At 33.2% G+C, this 15491-nt stretch carries 16 protein-coding genes; 6 read left to right on the top strand and 10 right to left on the bottom strand.

What is annotated here, in order from left to right; translation table 11 throughout:
- Nucleotides 1-9: 9 nt before the first annotated feature.
- From ABTV69_RS00395 to ABTV69_RS00380, 4 genes are all read right to left on the bottom strand, one after another.
- Nucleotides 10-1680, bottom strand: coding sequence for a hypothetical protein (locus tag ABTV69_RS00395; protein WP_433833254.1), 1671 nt, complete (start codon nucleotides 1678-1680; stop codon nucleotides 10-12).
- The gene (locus tag ABTV69_RS00390; RefSeq protein WP_433836648.1) at nucleotides 1677-2153 is read right to left on the bottom strand and encodes an RNA polymerase sigma factor; all 477 of its coding nucleotides are present in this window, start codon (nucleotides 2151-2153) and stop codon (nucleotides 1677-1679) included. Before ABTV69_RS00390 ends, ABTV69_RS00395 begins: the two co-directional genes overlap by 4 nt.
- Before the next feature lie 126 nt (nucleotides 2154-2279).
- Entirely contained in the window at nucleotides 2280-2681 is a 402-nt protein-coding gene (locus ABTV69_RS00385; protein WP_433833252.1) for a hypothetical protein, read from the bottom strand.
- A 7-nt stretch (nucleotides 2682-2688) separates the two neighbouring features.
- On the bottom strand, nucleotides 2689-3564 hold the full coding sequence (locus ABTV69_RS00380) for a protease complex subunit PrcB family protein (RefSeq protein WP_433833250.1): 876 nt from the start codon (nucleotides 3562-3564) through the stop codon (nucleotides 2689-2691).
- A 184-nt stretch (nucleotides 3565-3748) separates the two neighbouring features.
- On the opposite strand from ABTV69_RS00380, the gene rmuC reads away from it, so the two are divergent.
- The 4 genes from rmuC to ABTV69_RS00360 all read left to right on the top strand — a co-directional run bounded on the left by rmuC (nucleotide 3749) and on the right by ABTV69_RS00360 (nucleotide 7200).
- On the top strand, nucleotides 3749-5122 hold the full coding sequence (rmuC, locus tag ABTV69_RS00375; RefSeq protein WP_433833248.1) for a DNA recombination protein RmuC: 1374 nt from the start codon (nucleotides 3749-3751) through the stop codon (nucleotides 5120-5122).
- A 282-nt stretch (nucleotides 5123-5404) separates the two neighbouring features.
- Nucleotides 5405-5953 carry an acyl-CoA thioesterase gene (locus ABTV69_RS00370; protein WP_433833246.1) on the top strand — a complete coding sequence of 183 codons (549 nt, stop codon included), beginning with the start codon at nucleotides 5405-5407 and terminating at the stop codon, nucleotides 5951-5953.
- Between the two features lie 42 nt (nucleotides 5954-5995).
- On the top strand, nucleotides 5996-6391 hold the full coding sequence (locus ABTV69_RS00365) for a VOC family protein (protein ID WP_433833244.1): 396 nt from the start codon (nucleotides 5996-5998) through the stop codon (nucleotides 6389-6391).
- A 242-nt stretch (nucleotides 6392-6633) separates the two neighbouring features.
- Nucleotides 6634-7200 carry a YceI family protein gene (locus ABTV69_RS00360; protein WP_433833242.1) on the top strand — a complete coding sequence of 189 codons (567 nt, stop codon included), beginning with the start codon at nucleotides 6634-6636 and terminating at the stop codon, nucleotides 7198-7200.
- A 3-nt stretch (nucleotides 7201-7203) separates the two neighbouring features.
- On the opposite strand, the gene ABTV69_RS00355 is transcribed toward ABTV69_RS00360, so the two are convergent.
- Entirely contained in the window at nucleotides 7204-8115 is a 912-nt protein-coding gene (locus ABTV69_RS00355; protein WP_433833240.1) for a TIGR01777 family oxidoreductase, read from the bottom strand.
- Between the two features lie 98 nt (nucleotides 8116-8213).
- On the opposite strand from ABTV69_RS00355, the gene ABTV69_RS00350 reads away from it, so the two are divergent.
- Both ABTV69_RS00350 and ABTV69_RS00345 read left to right on the top strand, forming a co-directional pair.
- The gene (locus ABTV69_RS00350) at nucleotides 8214-8876 is read left to right on the top strand and encodes a TetR family transcriptional regulator C-terminal domain-containing protein (RefSeq protein ID WP_433833238.1); all 663 of its coding nucleotides are present in this window, start codon (nucleotides 8214-8216) and stop codon (nucleotides 8874-8876) included.
- Nucleotides 8873-10177, top strand: a complete 1305-nt coding sequence (locus ABTV69_RS00345) for an ABC1 kinase family protein (RefSeq protein WP_433833236.1) — start codon at nucleotides 8873-8875, stop codon at nucleotides 10175-10177. Before ABTV69_RS00350 ends, ABTV69_RS00345 begins: the two co-directional genes overlap by 4 nt.
- 299 nt (nucleotides 10178-10476) lie before the next feature.
- On the opposite strand, the gene ABTV69_RS00340 is transcribed toward ABTV69_RS00345, so the two are convergent.
- The 5 genes from ABTV69_RS00340 to ABTV69_RS00320 form a co-directional block, all read right to left on the bottom strand.
- A complete protein-coding gene (locus ABTV69_RS00340) occupies nucleotides 10477-11772 on the bottom strand; it encodes a cryptochrome/photolyase family protein (protein WP_433833234.1) in 1296 nt (431 codons plus the stop codon).
- A 289-nt stretch (nucleotides 11773-12061) separates the two neighbouring features.
- Nucleotides 12062-12529 carry an SRPBCC family protein gene (locus ABTV69_RS00335; RefSeq protein WP_433833232.1) on the bottom strand — a complete coding sequence of 156 codons (468 nt, stop codon included), beginning with the start codon at nucleotides 12527-12529 and terminating at the stop codon, nucleotides 12062-12064.
- 58 nt (nucleotides 12530-12587) lie between these two features.
- Nucleotides 12588-13028, bottom strand: coding sequence for a sterol desaturase family protein (locus ABTV69_RS00330; protein ID WP_433833230.1), 441 nt, complete (start codon nucleotides 13026-13028; stop codon nucleotides 12588-12590).
- A gap of 119 nt (nucleotides 13029-13147) precedes the next feature.
- On the bottom strand, nucleotides 13148-13987 hold the full coding sequence (locus tag ABTV69_RS00325) for a phytoene/squalene synthase family protein (RefSeq protein ID WP_433833228.1): 840 nt from the start codon (nucleotides 13985-13987) through the stop codon (nucleotides 13148-13150).
- A gap of 3 nt (nucleotides 13988-13990) precedes the next feature.
- Complete coding sequence (locus ABTV69_RS00320; protein WP_433833226.1) at nucleotides 13991-15457, bottom strand: phytoene desaturase family protein; 1467 nt, start codon at nucleotides 15455-15457, stop codon at nucleotides 13991-13993.
- Nucleotides 15458-15491: the final 34 nt, after the last annotated feature.

The raw sequence follows: 15491 nt of genomic DNA, 5'->3' as shown, positions 1-15491 counted from the left end.
AAATCCAATTTAGAAAGAAACATTTAGGCCAAAATTTAATCCCCATTGGAATTGATTAAAAGATTGGCTATTCAATGGATTGATATAATAATTCATAGCAGGCTCAACAAAAACATTAGTTTTTTTATATACGCGGTACTGAACCGTACTGCTCAAAGTAGAACCATAAACGTAATCGTTGGCATTCATGTTTTCTCCAATAGAATGTCCGTCCAAATTCACATTGTTGGAAATCAGCTTTCCTACAAAACCTCCCGTATTTAAATTAATGCTAGCCTTATTTTTATTAAAAACAGCATAAGAAACCTCAAGCGGCACCTCAACATATCGTAAATTTTGATCCAGTTTACCCGTTTGTACGTTTTCATTTTTCATTGCTTCTTTTGTGCTGTTTGAAATTAAAAGGTATTCCTGACTTGATGAATTTGTTGTAGCAACGGGACTATCGGCAAAAGAATTGCCAGGATTAAAAAACGCATTGCTTTTTGCGCTTACGTAAGATACATTGGCAACACTTTGTCCCAATTCATTAATTTTTAAACCAGAACCTACAGCCCATTTTTTGTTAATGCTGTATTTTGTTTTTACACCATAAGAATTAGATTGTTTAGAATCGTTTACATTGCCCAGCGTTTTTTCGTTTTTGGTATTTTCAGAACTTGCTACACCTGCAAAAACGGCAACCGCCCAACGTTCTTTTTTGTCGATCAGATTGTCTTTTTTCTCTTTTTCTTCTTTTTTCTTTTCTGGAGATAAAATTCCTTTTTCTAGATTCTGAAGTTCCGCCAACTGCATTGAATCTACTTTGCTCAAACTTTTAGTAAGCTTTAAATCATCTTTTATGATAACTGCTTTATCGGTGCGTTTGTTTTCATTATTTACTGAAACAGCAACACTAGATTTATAGCTATCGTGATTTAATGAAGAACTATTATTTGTTGAAGACCTTTGGCTATTGAAAGCAAGATTTTGGTTGTTTTTAGTTGCCAGTTGTTCGTCAAAAATAGAATTTGAAAGTTGTTTTTTAGCTGTCGAATTAAATTTGCTTTGATTTCCAAATGCAATTTTTTCTTCAGAAATTCCTTTATTTGAAGTTTTCGAATTCGTATTTTCTAAAATAGATTTAGCAGAAGAATTGTAAGATTTTGCAACAGACTTATCTTTTGATGAACCATAATTCTGGAACGCAACAGATTGATTCGGAGTATTAGCCGGATTTGTTATATTGTATCTAGAATCCTTTTTATTGTTTTTGTTTTTAGAATTTGCCTCTGCTACAGAAGTTTCTGGAACTTGAATTCCCGATTGCGTATTAAACTGATTTTTTGTGTTCGAATTTTCGTTTAAAGAATCAGCTATTTTGCTATTAGTTTTATTTTGATCTAAATTTTTGCTGTTAGAAGGATCATTTGTTTTTTTGTCAAGAACTACGCTATTAGTGCTGTTTTCTAAACCGCCATTGTTAAGATTTCTATTTTCAGATGAACCAGTAAAATGTAATATTGAAGGCAGAAGCAACCCTAATAATAAGCATGCAGCAGCCGACCACCAAAGAACAACTCTCTTCTTCTTTTTTGGTTTGTCTAATTTTTCTTCAATCTGACTCCATAATTCTGGAGGCGGAACACTCGAAAGGTCTTCCATTGATGAAAAAATATCTTCTATTTTGTGCTTCTTCATGCTGTTTTAAAATTTTTTATGCTCAAAATTCGCTTTTGTAATATATGTTTGGCGCGATTTAGATTTGATTTTGAAGTCCCTTCGGAGATCTGTAAGAGTTCGGCGATTTCTCTGTGTTTCATTTTTTCAAATACATACAAGTTAAAAACCGTCCGATATTGATCTGGTAAATCTCGAATGTACTCCAGCAGTTTTTCCTGTTCTATCGGAATCACTTCTAATTCCTCTTCTTCTATAAAATCGGTGTCAGGATCAAAAACGTCTAAAAAGAAACTTTCTTTTTTCTTTTTGTTTAAAGCCTCAATGAGTTTGTTTATAAAAATCCGTTTCAGCCAGCCTTCAAAACTTCCTTCAAATTTGTATTGGCTTATTTTCTGAAACACAATTACAAAAGCTTCTTGAAAAACATCTTTCGCGTCATCTTCGTTCTTCATATATTTCAAACAGATACCATATAAAACAGGAGAGAACAACTGATAAATTTTCAGCTGTCCCTCTCTGTCATTTTTTATGCACAGTTTGATATATTTTTCTAACTCGTCTTTCAAGAAATGGTTCAAATTTGATTTTGCAAAAATAGTTTTAAATAGCTTACAAAACTATCTTTTGAAAATAGTTCGAGCACCATCTTGACTATTGCTTACAATGGTTAGGTTTTGATTGTCAAGGTTTTCTATTACATAAGTTTTGCCCTCGAACGTAATAAGATCATGTTCTGACTGGTCCAAAAATCCCTTTCCTTTTTCTATCTGATAAGCGCTGTTTCTTATCTCTACATTGTTTTTATATGTAATAACCCTTCCGTCTTGAGTAAAGATAATTTTCTTGGTAAATCCGATTGTTTTTGGTGTTGCTACATAAGGGTTATCAGAACCTCCAACAGATTTTTCCCAAATCCAAGTGTTTATTAACGATCCTGTGGCTTCTTCTTTAGAAGCATTAATAGAAATCATTGATGTAAAAAGAAAACAGACAATAAAAGATAAAAAGAGTTTCTTCATGATTGAATTATTTTAAGCTGGTAATTTTTTCTTGAATCGTTTTTTTGAAAAGTTTTATTTCAGAATTCTGATCTTCTGTATCATTGTTGTCGATATAAACTTTAGTTAAGCTTGCTCCTTGACGCAATTCAAAATAAACGCCGCCTTGATCTCCAGAATCAGGAGTACCGTATACTTTGGTTTGTCCTTTTAAGGCTAAAATCTCAGCAGGAACGCTTTTTAATAACAAAGTATATTCTCCTCTTTTAATTGTTGGCGTATATCTGTATTGTCCAAATTCGTATTGGTTTGCGGCAACATTTAAGAATTTTAAAGTGTTGTAATCATTGATTTGGAAGAATTTCTGGCAGTCTGAACTTAAACATTTGTTATTGAAGCTTCCAATAACAATATTGTCTGCACTTTCTGTTGTTTTGTTGAAAATCATTCCTTTTGTTGTTTTCGGAATCAAAACAAAATCAGTAGGATATGTTGGACTAGGAGTTACTGTCTCTCCTGTTACAGGAGCTTTTTCGTAATAGTTCACAACAATTTCGCAGTTGTTTTCAACGATAGAGCTAATTACAATATCGTAACCGCTTGTTGGTTTCGCACCAGCAAAAATTCCAACTAAATACTCTTTTGTAAAATCAATATCAGGATTGCTTGCAACAGGACAGTTGTTATCATGTTTGGTGAAATATTTATTCATTAATTCTTGAGACCCAATAACAATTGCTGCTGGATTATTTTGAAGAGTCTTTTCGCTATAATTGCAAGAGAAAGGGAAACCAGTAAAATTTACAACTGTATTAGAACCGCAATCTACATAGTTATTTCCATCATTTAGAGAACAGGCGCTGAATCCGAAGGCTACAAATAAGCCAAGCATTAATTTTTTCATAAATTATTTTAATAGGTTTATATTTTAGTAGATAGGGGTTTCAAAAAAAGGTTGCGTTGAGGTTTAATTTTTTTTTAAATAAAATGTTGGTTTAGTTTGAATTGAGAATGAATTAGTGAAATTTCTAATTTAAAAACTATGCTCTACGTATTATTGCGTACTTTTACGTAAAATAAACTTAGATATGTCTGATTATATACCGTTTTTATTAGGCTTTGTTGTCGCGCTTTTTATTGGCATATACGTAGGCAGAATGCTTTCTGCATCAAAATTTCAGTCAGAAAAAGCCATTTCTGAGGAGAGAGTAAATGCTTTAAATGGCCAGTTGCAAATGCTGAAAGAACAATTTGAAAACGAAAAAAATAATTTTCAAAAACAGTTGCAACTCAATATTTCGGAAAAAGAAAACATTCGAACAGAAAAAGACAGTCTGGCCATTCAGCTTTCTAAAAAAGAAGTTGATTTTGAAAATTTATGGGAACGCCATAAAGAACAAAAAAGCGAAATCAACGAGCTTCAGGAAAAATTTACCAAAGAATTTGAAAACCTTGCCAATAAAATCTTAGAAGAAAAATCGGCTAAGTTCACTGAACAAAATACCGTAAACATGAAAAACATCCTGACGCCTTTACAGGATAAGATTTTGGTGTTTGAACAAAAAGTAGAACAAACTCACAAAGAAAGTATCGACTATCATGCGGCGCTTCGTCAGCAGATTATTGGTTTGAGCGAAATGAACGCGCAAATGAGTAAAGAAACCTTAAATCTAACCAAAGCATTAAAAGGCGACAATAAAATGCAAGGAAATTGGGGCGAATTGGTTCTGGAACGCGTTTTAGAAAAATCGGGATTAGAAAAAGGAAGGGAATATGAAGTACAGCAAACTTTTACCAATAGTGAAGGAAATCGTGTGTTGCCTGATGTTGTCATTAATCTTCCTGACGGGAAAAAAATGATTGTCGATTCGAAAGTTTCGCTTTCGGCTTATGAAAAATGGGTCAATGAAGAATCAGAGCTTTTGAAAATTGAATTGCTAAAAGAACACGTTATTTCTATAAAAAGACACGTTGATCAATTAGGCAGTAAAAACTATCATGACTTGTATCAAATGGAAAGTCCCGATTTTGTCTTGCTTTTCATTCCGATGGAGCCGGCTTTTGCCATTGCGTTAAACGAAGATCCTTCTTTGTACACAAAAGCATTTGATCGAAATATTGTAATTGTAACGCCAAGTACGCTTTTGGCAACCTTAAGAACAATTGATAGCATGTGGACCAATCAAAAACAACAGGAAAATGCCTTAGAGATTGCCAGACAAGCTGGTGCGCTGTATGATAAATTTGAAGGTTTCGTTTCTGACTTAGTCCGAATTGGAAATAAAATAAAAGACACCAAGACAGAATACGAAAACGCCATGAACAAATTGGTGGACGGAAAAGGAAACTTAATTTCGAGCGTAGAAAGATTGAAAAAAATGGGAGCAAAAGCCAAGAAAGCGCTCCCAGAAAATATTATTGCAAGAGCAGCGAGTTCAGATGAAAATGAGTTATTGAATTAGAGTAAAAAGAGAAAAGAGGAAAGAGAAAAGAGGAAAGAGAAAAGAGGAAAGAGGAAAGAGAAAAGAGAAAAGAGGAAAGAGGATAGATTTAGTTGAAAAAAGCTGCAGATTGAAATCCTTTAAAATCTTTTAATCAGTGGCAAAAAAAAAAAAATCGCAGAACTATGTGTTAGAAACTAGTTTCGTTCTAATATCTTTTAAAGAAAAATAAAATCTATGTTTCTATGTGTTTAGAAAAATAGAAAGAATACAACTAATCAAAAAAATACCAAAAACAAAAACATGAGTACAGATTTTAAGCCCGTTTCATCATCAAAAGTTAGTATATCAGAATTAATGTTGCCTTCGCATACCAACTTTAGCGGGAAAATTCACGGAGGATATATTTTACAATTATTAGATCAAATCGCCTTTGCATCGGCATCAAAATTTAGCGGAAACTATTGCGTAACTGCTTCTGTAGATACGGTAAACTTTCTTAAGCCAATTGAAGTTGGAGAATTAGTAACCATGAAAGCTTCTGTAAATTACGTTGGAAGAAGTTCTATGGTAGTCGGAATTCGTGTAGAAGCAGAAAATATTCAGACAGGAGTAATCAAACATTGTAATTCATCTTATTTTACAATGGTTGCGAAAGATAAAGAAGGAAAAAGCGTTCAGGTTCCAGGACTGATTTTATCTAACTTAGAAGAAATACGCCGTTTTAGAAAAGCCATAAAACATATTGAAGTTCGAAAAGAGGTGGCGGAACATGAAAAATTAGCTAATATCAATTCTATAGAAGATTTGGCAAGCCTAGAAAAATATAATGTTCTTTTAGAAATTAGCTAAATTTTCTTATATTTATTTAATACACATTAAATAGGAGAAGATATGGTCAAGTTTGGATACACAATATTATATGTTGAGAATGTCGAAGAAACAATTTCATTCTACGAGAATGCATTTGGTTTTTCGAGAAAATTTGTTTCGCCAGATAATGATTATGGCGAATTAATTACTGGCGAAACAACGCTTTCGTTCGCTTCAAAGAAATTAGCGGCAAAAAACTTGCCTGACGGTTTTGTCGAAAGCAGTTTAGAAGACAAGCCTTTTGCAATCGAAATTGGTTTTATAGCAGAAAATGTACCAGAGGTTCTTCAGAAAGCAACTTCTTTTGGTGCCGTTATAGTTTCAGAACCTGTAGAAAAACCTTGGGGGCAGATCGTTGCATATGCAAGAGATTTAAATGGGTTCTTGATTGAGATTTGTACAGAAGTAAAAATGTAATTTTTTAGTGCATTTTACATTTTACAATTCTCATTTTTCAAATAATAAATATTCACAATTTTTTAGCATTAGTCTGAGAACTTCGCATTAAGAAATTTCGTAACTTTAAGTGTAATTATTGGGTTACAGAATTTTTTCACTGAGTATTGCCGTTCGATTTTTAAGATTAATCAGATCTGATTTTTTTATTTTCTCTTAATCAGGATAAATCGAATGACATAATTGTTTAAATGCAGACGATTATGAAAACAACTACTTTATTATTTTTACTTTTTACCGCCTTTTCTGTCATTGCCCAAGACAAATTTTTTACGAATACGGGGACAATAAACTTTGAAGCGTCTGTTCCTTTGTTTGAAGAAGTGAGAGCCGTAAATAGACAAGTTGCCATACTTTTAGAGCCTAAAACAAGTACTTTTATCTGTACTGTTGTTATCAAAGATTTTCGTTTTAAATTAGATTTGATGCAAGAGCATTTCAATGAAAATTACATGCAAAGCAATCGCTATCCTAAAGCTGTGTTTAAAGGAAAGATTGAAAAATTTGATTTGAAAGATATTAACGAAGTAGAAAAGCAATATCAGATAAAAGGCAAACTTAATTTACGTGGAAAATCGAAGGAAATTATTGTAAACGCTTTAATTAAAAGAGTTCCAGAAGGAATTCAAGTTATTTCAGACTTTCCAATTGCAGTATCCGATTTTAATATTAATATTCCAACTACTATTGCGGGTAAAATTGCCAAAACCGCCAATACAGAATTAACTGGTGTGGTACGAAGCGATGAGGCAATGCTAACGTTAAAGTAAAAGTTACTTGATGCAATTTATAAGCGTTTTTTCTAAATCGGTAAATTGAAATTCAAATCCCGTTTTTTGTATTTTCTCAGAAGAAACACGCTGTCCTGTTAAGACCGCTATACTCATTTGCCCCAGCAAAATCTTTAAAACGAAAGGTGGAACTTTTGGCAGCCAGATACTATAATCGTATAGTTTGGCCATAATTTTAGAAAATCGGGCATTTGTTGTATTGTCAGTTACACAAGCATTGTAGGCACCTTCGAGTTTGGTGTCTTCAATGCTTTTTAAATAAATCTGACACAAATCTTCAATATGAATCCAAGGCAGGTATTGTTTGCCAGAACCTAGTACCGCGCCAAAACCTGACTTAAAAGTGGGGATCATTTTTTTTAAGAAACCTTCATTTTTACCCAAAACAATTCCGGTTCTAATTTTGACTGTGCGAATGCCTAAAGCACCAATTTTATCTGTAGCATTTTCCCATTTCTGACAAGTTGTGCCTAAAAAATCATTAGCAGGAGGCGTATTTTCTGTACAGATTTTATGGCTTGTAATAGCGCCGTAAATTCCTATTCCTGAGGCAGAAACAAATCCTTCCAATTTTTTATTGTTTTTTTCTAAAATAGAGTGAATCATTTCAACTGGATGCACACGGCTTTCTACGATCGCTCTTTTGCGTCTTTTAGTCCATCTTTTCTCGACAATTCCTTCACCAGCAAGATGAATAATATAGTCGGCATTTAGTATCGCATTTTTATCAATGTAGTTCTTCTTTGGATCCCACTTATAGTAGTTAACTCTTGCAGTATCTTCTCTATTAGAACGACTCAAAATAGATACAGAAAAACCTGCTTCGATCAGAATATCAGTCAAATATTTTCCGATGAAACCGGTTCCGCCTGTTAATAGAACATTTTGAGCCATAATAGTTTATAATATATTTAACAGTGTGTAGTGTTTAAGGATAAGTAAAGGTACTTAAACAATGTTTACCTTTATGGCAAATTCTAAATTTTAATAAAATGGCGACTAAAAAAAAGGTAATTACCAAAGATGATATCGTTTCAAAATATATGGAAGAGGTTCTGGAAAAAGGACAAAAACCAAAATCGGTTTATCATTTTGCCAAAGAAAATGATTTTACTGAAGCTGAGTTTTATGCTTTCTTTGGAACATTAGAAGGTTTAGAAAAAGAAATATTCCGACTGTTTTTTGAAAACACGGTTAATCTTCTTCACAAAAATGAAGAATATCAAGGATATGATATGAAGAATAAAATGCTGAGCTTTTATTTTACTTTCTTCGAAATCCTAACTGCCAATAGAAGTTATGTTTTGCAATCGCTTAAAATAGATAAAAATCCAATTAAGAATTTGGTGCAGTTAACAACGCTTCGAAATAGTTTTAAAGAATATGTTTCAGAAATCTTAACGGATGATTATAGACTAGAACAAGAAAAATTTCAGAAGTTTCAGGAAAAAGCCATTCAAGAATCGTCTTGGTTGCAGCTGATGATGACAATTAAATTCTGGATGGAAGATGAGTCTCCTGCTTTTGAGAAAACCGATATTTTTATCGAAAAGTCGGTTAATGCTTCATTTGAGTTAATGAATGTAGCGCCGATGAATCATTTGATTGATTTCGGAAAATTTTTGTTTAAAGAAAAAGTACACAGCAGACAATGAAAACGATAGACTATATTCCAACTTCAAAAATAGAAAGAGCGGGAAAATTGGTTCAGACTGGTGCTAAAATCGGTGTAAACTACGTAAAGCATTATGCTGAGAAAATAGTGAATCCCGATTTAACCCGCGATAAACTAAACGAGAATAATGCAGAAGATATTTATGACGGACTTAAAAGCTTAAAAGGAAGTGCTCTTAAAGTAGCTCAAATGCTGAGTATGGATAAGAATTTTTTGCCTCAAGCTTATGTAGAGAAATTTTCTTTGTCGCAATTTTCTGTTCCGCCGCTTTCTGCTCCTTTGGTTTTAAAAACTTTCAAGAGCAATTTTGGTAAAACGCCTTATGAAATTTTCGACGATTTCAATCCGAATTCTGTTAATGCAGCGAGTATTGGTCAAGTGCATTTGGCTAAAAAAGGCGATAAAAAACTAGCCGTTAAAATTCAGTATCCTGGCGTTGCCAATAGCATTTCTTCAGATTTGGCTTTGGTAAAACCCATTGCAATTCGCATGTTTAATCTGCAAGGAAAAGATTCTGATAAATATTTCAAGGAAGTTGAAGACAAATTGATTGAAGAAACAAACTATTTGTTAGAATTGAAACAAAGCCAAGAAGTCGTTGATGCTTGCAGCAAAATCGAAAACATCAATTTCCCGAATTACTATCCAGAGTTTTCATCAGAAAAAATCATTACGATGGATTGGATGACGGGAATTCACCTTTCAGAATTCACTGCTAAAAATACTGATCAAGCAGTTGGTGATCAATTAGGCCAAGCGCTTTGGGATTTCTATATGTATCAAATTCATGTTTTAAGAAAAGTACACGCAGATCCGCATCCGGGAAATTTTCTGGTTGACGATCAAAATCAATTGATTGCTTTAGATTTTGGTTGTATGAAACAAATTCCAGAAGATTTTTATACGCCTTATTTCGAATTGATCAATAAAAATGTAATTACTGACGAAAAGCTTTTTAACGAAAAATTATTCGAATTAGAGATTCTTCGTAAAGATGATACTCCGGCAGAAATTGAATATTTCACCGAAATGTTTCATGATTTATTGTCACTTTTTACGAAACCTTTCCAAAACGAAACTTTCGATTTTGCCGATGAAAAATTCTTCAACGCAATTGCCGAATTAGGAAAACGTTTCTCAGAAGATACAAATCTTAAAAAAATGAACGGAAATCGTGGTTCTAAGCACTTTATTTACATGAACCGTACTTTCTTCGGTTTGTACAATTTAATGTTTGATTTGAAAGCTAAAATTGTGGTGGATAATTATTTGAAATACTAGTTGTAGAAAATTCCAAATTTTTAAATTCCAAATTCCAATAAAAAGGTCAAAATTACAATGTTGAAAATTCCAAATTCCAATTGAAGTATAATTGGGATTTGGGATTTTTTAGATTGTTTCAAGTTTCAAGTTTCACCACAAAGTAGCCACAACGTTTGCCCTCCTGAGGAACGAAGGATCACACAAGAAGCTCCGCTAAGTGAATTGCCAATCTTTGTAGAGTTCCGTGTGTGATCCTTCGTTCCTCGCAATGACAATATTGCGCGTAATTGGAATTTGGAATTTAAAAATTTGGAATTTCATTTAACAATTCCCTTTTTATAAGTCGCAATCGCCCGATCTCTTGCAAAAGCATGATCTACCATTGGCTCACTATAACCAAAATCAAATTCAGGAATCCATTTGCGGATGTATTCTCCTTTTTCGTCAAATTTCTTTTGTTGAATTTCGGGATTGAAAACTCTGAAATAAGGCGCAGCGTCACAACCTGTTCCTGCTGCCCATTGCCAGTTTCCTACGTTGGACGCCAATTCAAAATCTAATAGTTTTTCTGCGAAATACGCTTCGCCCCATTGCCAGTTGATTAGTAAATGTTTGCAAAGAAAACTCGCGACAACCATACGCACGCGATTGTGCATGTATCCAGTTTCGTTTAACTGACGCATTCCTGCATCGACCATCGGATATCCTGTTGTTCCAGAACACCAGCGTTTGAAATCATCTTCGTTATTTCGCCATTGAATTCCATCATAATTAGACTTGAAATTATGATTCACACAATTCGGAAAACTGAATAGAATTTGAATAAAGAATTCTCTCCAGATTAATTCGCTTAAAAACGTCTGATTTTTTCTATTTGCCCAATTTACCAATTTTCGGATGCTTACCGTTCCGAAACGTAAATGGGGAGAAAGATATGATGTGCTGTCTAAAGCTGGAAAATCTCTGGTTTCTTTATAGTTTGTAATTTGTGTTAAATTATGCGGAAGGACTTTTATGGCGCTTCTTTCAAAACCTATTTCGGTTAAATCTGGAAATTTGAATTTATTTTTCGCGAAATTAGATTGAAATGGCGTCGAATCGTATTCTGGAGCTGATCCTGAAAGATGATATTTCTCCAACCATTTGTTTTTGTAAGGTGTGTAAACCGTGTACGGAAGTCCGTCTGCTTTTGTGATTTCCTTTTCTTCGAAAATTACATGGTCTTTAAAAGAGAAAGATTCGATGTTATTCTCTTTTAATAATGATGAAATTGCAATATCACGTTTAATGGCAAAAGGTTCATAATCTTTATTGAAGAAAACGCTTTGAATGTCAAATTCTTCGATAAGAGATTTCCAAACGTCTTTTGTTTTTCCTTTTTTGATTAAAATGGAAGAATCTAGTTTGTTTAATTCTGAGTTTATTTTTTCTAATGAATCGTAAATAAAAGTTACTCTGGCATCGTTTTTTGGAAGATGTTCTAAAATATCATCGTCAAAAATGAATAAAGGAATTACAGGAAAATCAGATTGTAAGGCGTGAAATAATCCTGTATTGTCTTCTAGACGCAAATCGCGTCTAAACCAGAATAAAGTAACTTTTTGTTTTGTCATTGTTGTTGGTTTTTTTGCCAGATTAATGGATTTCAAATGATTTTTTTATTCTCTGGACTGTTTTGTTAAACACATAGTACCAAGATTTTCTTTTGATTAAATAAGGAAAAAGAAAGAAACTCGTTTCTAGCACATAGCTATATGTATTTATGTGATTGAAACGCCTTTCTTCTCAATCTACCGCGACGCTTCGGGACTATTTTTCTATGTGTTTAAATTTTATGTTTTTTGCCACAATTATAGAATTATAAAGAATTGCTAATCTGTGTTAATCTGTGAAATCTGTGGCTTACTTTTTCGAATTAAATAATTCTTCGATTTTGTTATATCGGTAATCGAAAATACTTTTCAGTTTGTTTTTTACGATTAAACGATTTATGATTCTTCCGAGTATTCCGAAAGGTAAAGCATAATGAACAATGTCGGTCATTTTGGTTCCGCCATCTGGTGTTGGCTCAAAAAAATGCTTGTGATGCCACAATTTATAAGGTCCAGATTGTTGAATGTCCACAAAATACTCGTTTTCTTGGCAAGCTGTGATTTCGGTAACCCAAGAGACTTTGATTCCGAAAAGCGGTTTTAAAGTGTAGGTAATTATTTGTCCGTGATACATGCGTTTGCCGTCGTAATCTTGAATTTGGAAATTCATATTGTCTAGTGTAATGGTTTGCAGATTTTTCGGACTCGAGAAAAAATCCCAGCAATCTTCTACGCTTGCATTGATATTTTGTACGGTAACTATCTTATATAATTTCATAATCACAAATGTTTCTTGAGACATCCGATCCGCCGCAGTGGAAAACGCCCAAAATATTTTACATTTTATAATATTTAAAGGGTACGAACAACATTCCGAAACATTCTCCTTTTTCTTTGTTGAGGTGTTTGTGATGAATTTTATGGGCTTTTCTAAGTCCGATGAGGTATTTGTTTTTGGTATTTTTAAACCATTTAAAACGCTGATGTATCAAGACATCGTGAATTAAAAAGTAGCAAACGCCATAAAGTGTGATGCCGCAAGCAATGAAAAACAAATAGTTGAATCCGCCATGAACGCCAAAATAGAATAAAATTATACTTGGAGTGGCAAAAATGACGAAGAAAATATCGTTGCGCTCAAAGGTGTTTTCGTATTTTGGCTGATGGTGATCGGCATGAAAATACCACATAAATCCATGCATCACGTATTTGTGTGTTAACCACGTCACACATTCCATAAACAGAAAAACGCCTAAAAAGATCAAAAAGGAAATCATTTATAAATGTTGAGGTTTTAAAATTATCGTTTTATTGGTTTTGAGTTTAGCTTTAAATTATAAAAGTTTGACTCAAATGATTTTTGTTTTGTCATTCTTCGTTCCTCAGAATGACAAACTTATACTAACTTCAATTTATATGTCACAAAAGACTGCGCTAAAAGTCCCGCTTTTGTATAATTAGAAACTCGAATTCTGGAATTTCCAATTTCATAATATGGCGTGTTTTTTAGCTTTTGAAGTAATTTTTTATAGTAAATATAGGCGGTATAAACCCCAAATTTAGCTTCGATTGGCAGTTTTACAATTCCTTGGTAAGCAATTCTAAAATCTTCTTCAATTTCTTTAATGATTTGGTTTTTTGAATCTTCGTTGAAATTATTCAGATTTACACCTGGAAAATAAGTTCGATTCAGAATTGTATTATCATCTTTTAAATCTCTCAAGAAATTTACTTTCTGAAAAGCAGACCCCAGACGCATGGCTTCATTTTTCAATTGTTCGTATTTGTGCTCTTTTCCAGAAACAAAAACTTTCAAACACATTAAACCTACAACATCGGCAGAACCATATATGTAGTCAATGTATTCAGATTGTGTTTGATAATTGGATTTTATCAAATCCATTTTCATACTTTTTAAAAATGCTTGGACCAAGTCGTCTGTAATATTGTATTCTTTTACGGTTTGCTGAAACGAATTCAATATCGGATTTAAGCTAATGCCCAATTGCATTGCTTTGTAATATTCTTTTTCGAAATCTTCAATTAAATATTCTTTTTCATAATCATGAAAAGAATCTACAATTTCGTCAGCAAAACGAACAAATCCGTAAATGCTGTAAATAGCATCGCGAATACTTGGTGAAAGCATTTTTACGGCAAGCGAAAATGAAGTACTGTAATTTTTGGTTACCAGTTTGCTGCATTTGAAAGAAACGGCGTCGAATAGTGATTTCATTTTTTAAGATCTAAAAGATTTTTGAATTAATTCAGCTGCGAGTTTTCCTGAAATTAAAGCAGGCGGAACACCTGGACCAGGAACAGTTAATTGTCCTGTAAAATATAGATTCTTGACTTTTTTGCTTTTTAATTTTGGTCTTAAAAAAGCCGTTTGCAATAGGGTATTGGCCATTCCGTAAGCATTTCCTTTGTAAGCGTTATAATCGGCTACAAAGTCATTTTTGCAGAATGATTTCTTAAAGATAATGCTATTTTTTATTTTTTGTTGCGTAAGTTGCTCAAAACGAGCAATTATCTTTTGGAAATATTCTTCTCGTAAAGTTTCGTTATCTTCAATTCCAGGTGCAAGCGGAATCAAGAAAAATCCAGATTCCATTCCGTCAGGCGCTGCGGTCGCATCTGTTTTAGATGGGAAATTGGCATAAAATAACGGAGCATTTGGCCATTTTGGATTGTCATAGATATCGGCAGCATGCTGATTGAAATCGACATCAAAAAATAAAGCGTGATGCGAAATGTTTTCTATTTTTTTATTGAAACCCACAAAAAATAGGAGAGAAGAAGGGGCAAAAACTCTACTATCCCAATATTTCTCAGAATACATTCGGTGTTCTTTTTCGAGTAAAGTTTCAGAATGATGATAATCAGCACCGCTTAAAACAACGTCAGCTTTTAAAATTTCGCCATTAATGACAATTCCTTTTGCTGTTTTATTTTCGACAATTATTTTATCGATTGGTGAGTTGGTTTTTATAGTAACGCCAAGTTCTAATGCCAATTTTTCGATTCCTCGAATGACATCAAACATTCCGGTTTTAGGATGCCAAGTTCCCAAACCGAAATCGGCGTAATTCATGAAATTGTAAAACGAAGGCGTTTTACTCGGTTTTGCTCCGAGAAACAAAACCGGAAATTCGAGAATCTGAATTAATCTTTCATTCTTGAAATTCGTCCTGATATCGGTACTTACATTCTTAAAAAATTGATTGAGTTTTAAGGCAGTTTCTTTTGTAATTAATTCTAGTGGAGAAACTCCTGGACGATATACTAAATCTTTAATGGCAATATCATAATTGCTTTTGGCTTGATCAATAAAGTTTTGCAGTTGTTGACCGCTTCCTTTTTCGATAGTTTCAAAAGTATATTTTATTTCTTCCAGATTATCGTAAATACTGATAAAATCATCTATGCCGAAATAAACTCGGTAGGCTGGATTTAATTTTATCAGTTCGTAATAATCAGAAGGTTTTTTGTTGAAATCTTGAAAAAAGCGTTCAAAAACATCTGGCATCCAGTACCAGCTTGGTCCCATGTCAAAAGTAAAGCCATCTTCTTTGAATTGTCTGGCACGACCGCCAATTGCACTGTTCTTTTCGTAAATAGTAACATTGTTTCCTTGTTGAGCAAGGTAACATGCGGCCGCCAAAGAAGAGAAGCCTGAGCCTATTATTTGGATAGTTTTTCTCATTTGTTTAACAAATATAAGAAAAACTTAAACAAAA

The sequence above is a fragment of the Flavobacterium anhuiense genome (assembly GCF_050990855.1).
Lineage (GTDB): Bacteria > Bacteroidota > Bacteroidia > Flavobacteriales > Flavobacteriaceae > Flavobacterium > Flavobacterium anhuiense_C.
Note: the sequence above shows the minus strand (reverse complement) of the source record. Positions and strands in the feature narration are given on the sequence as shown.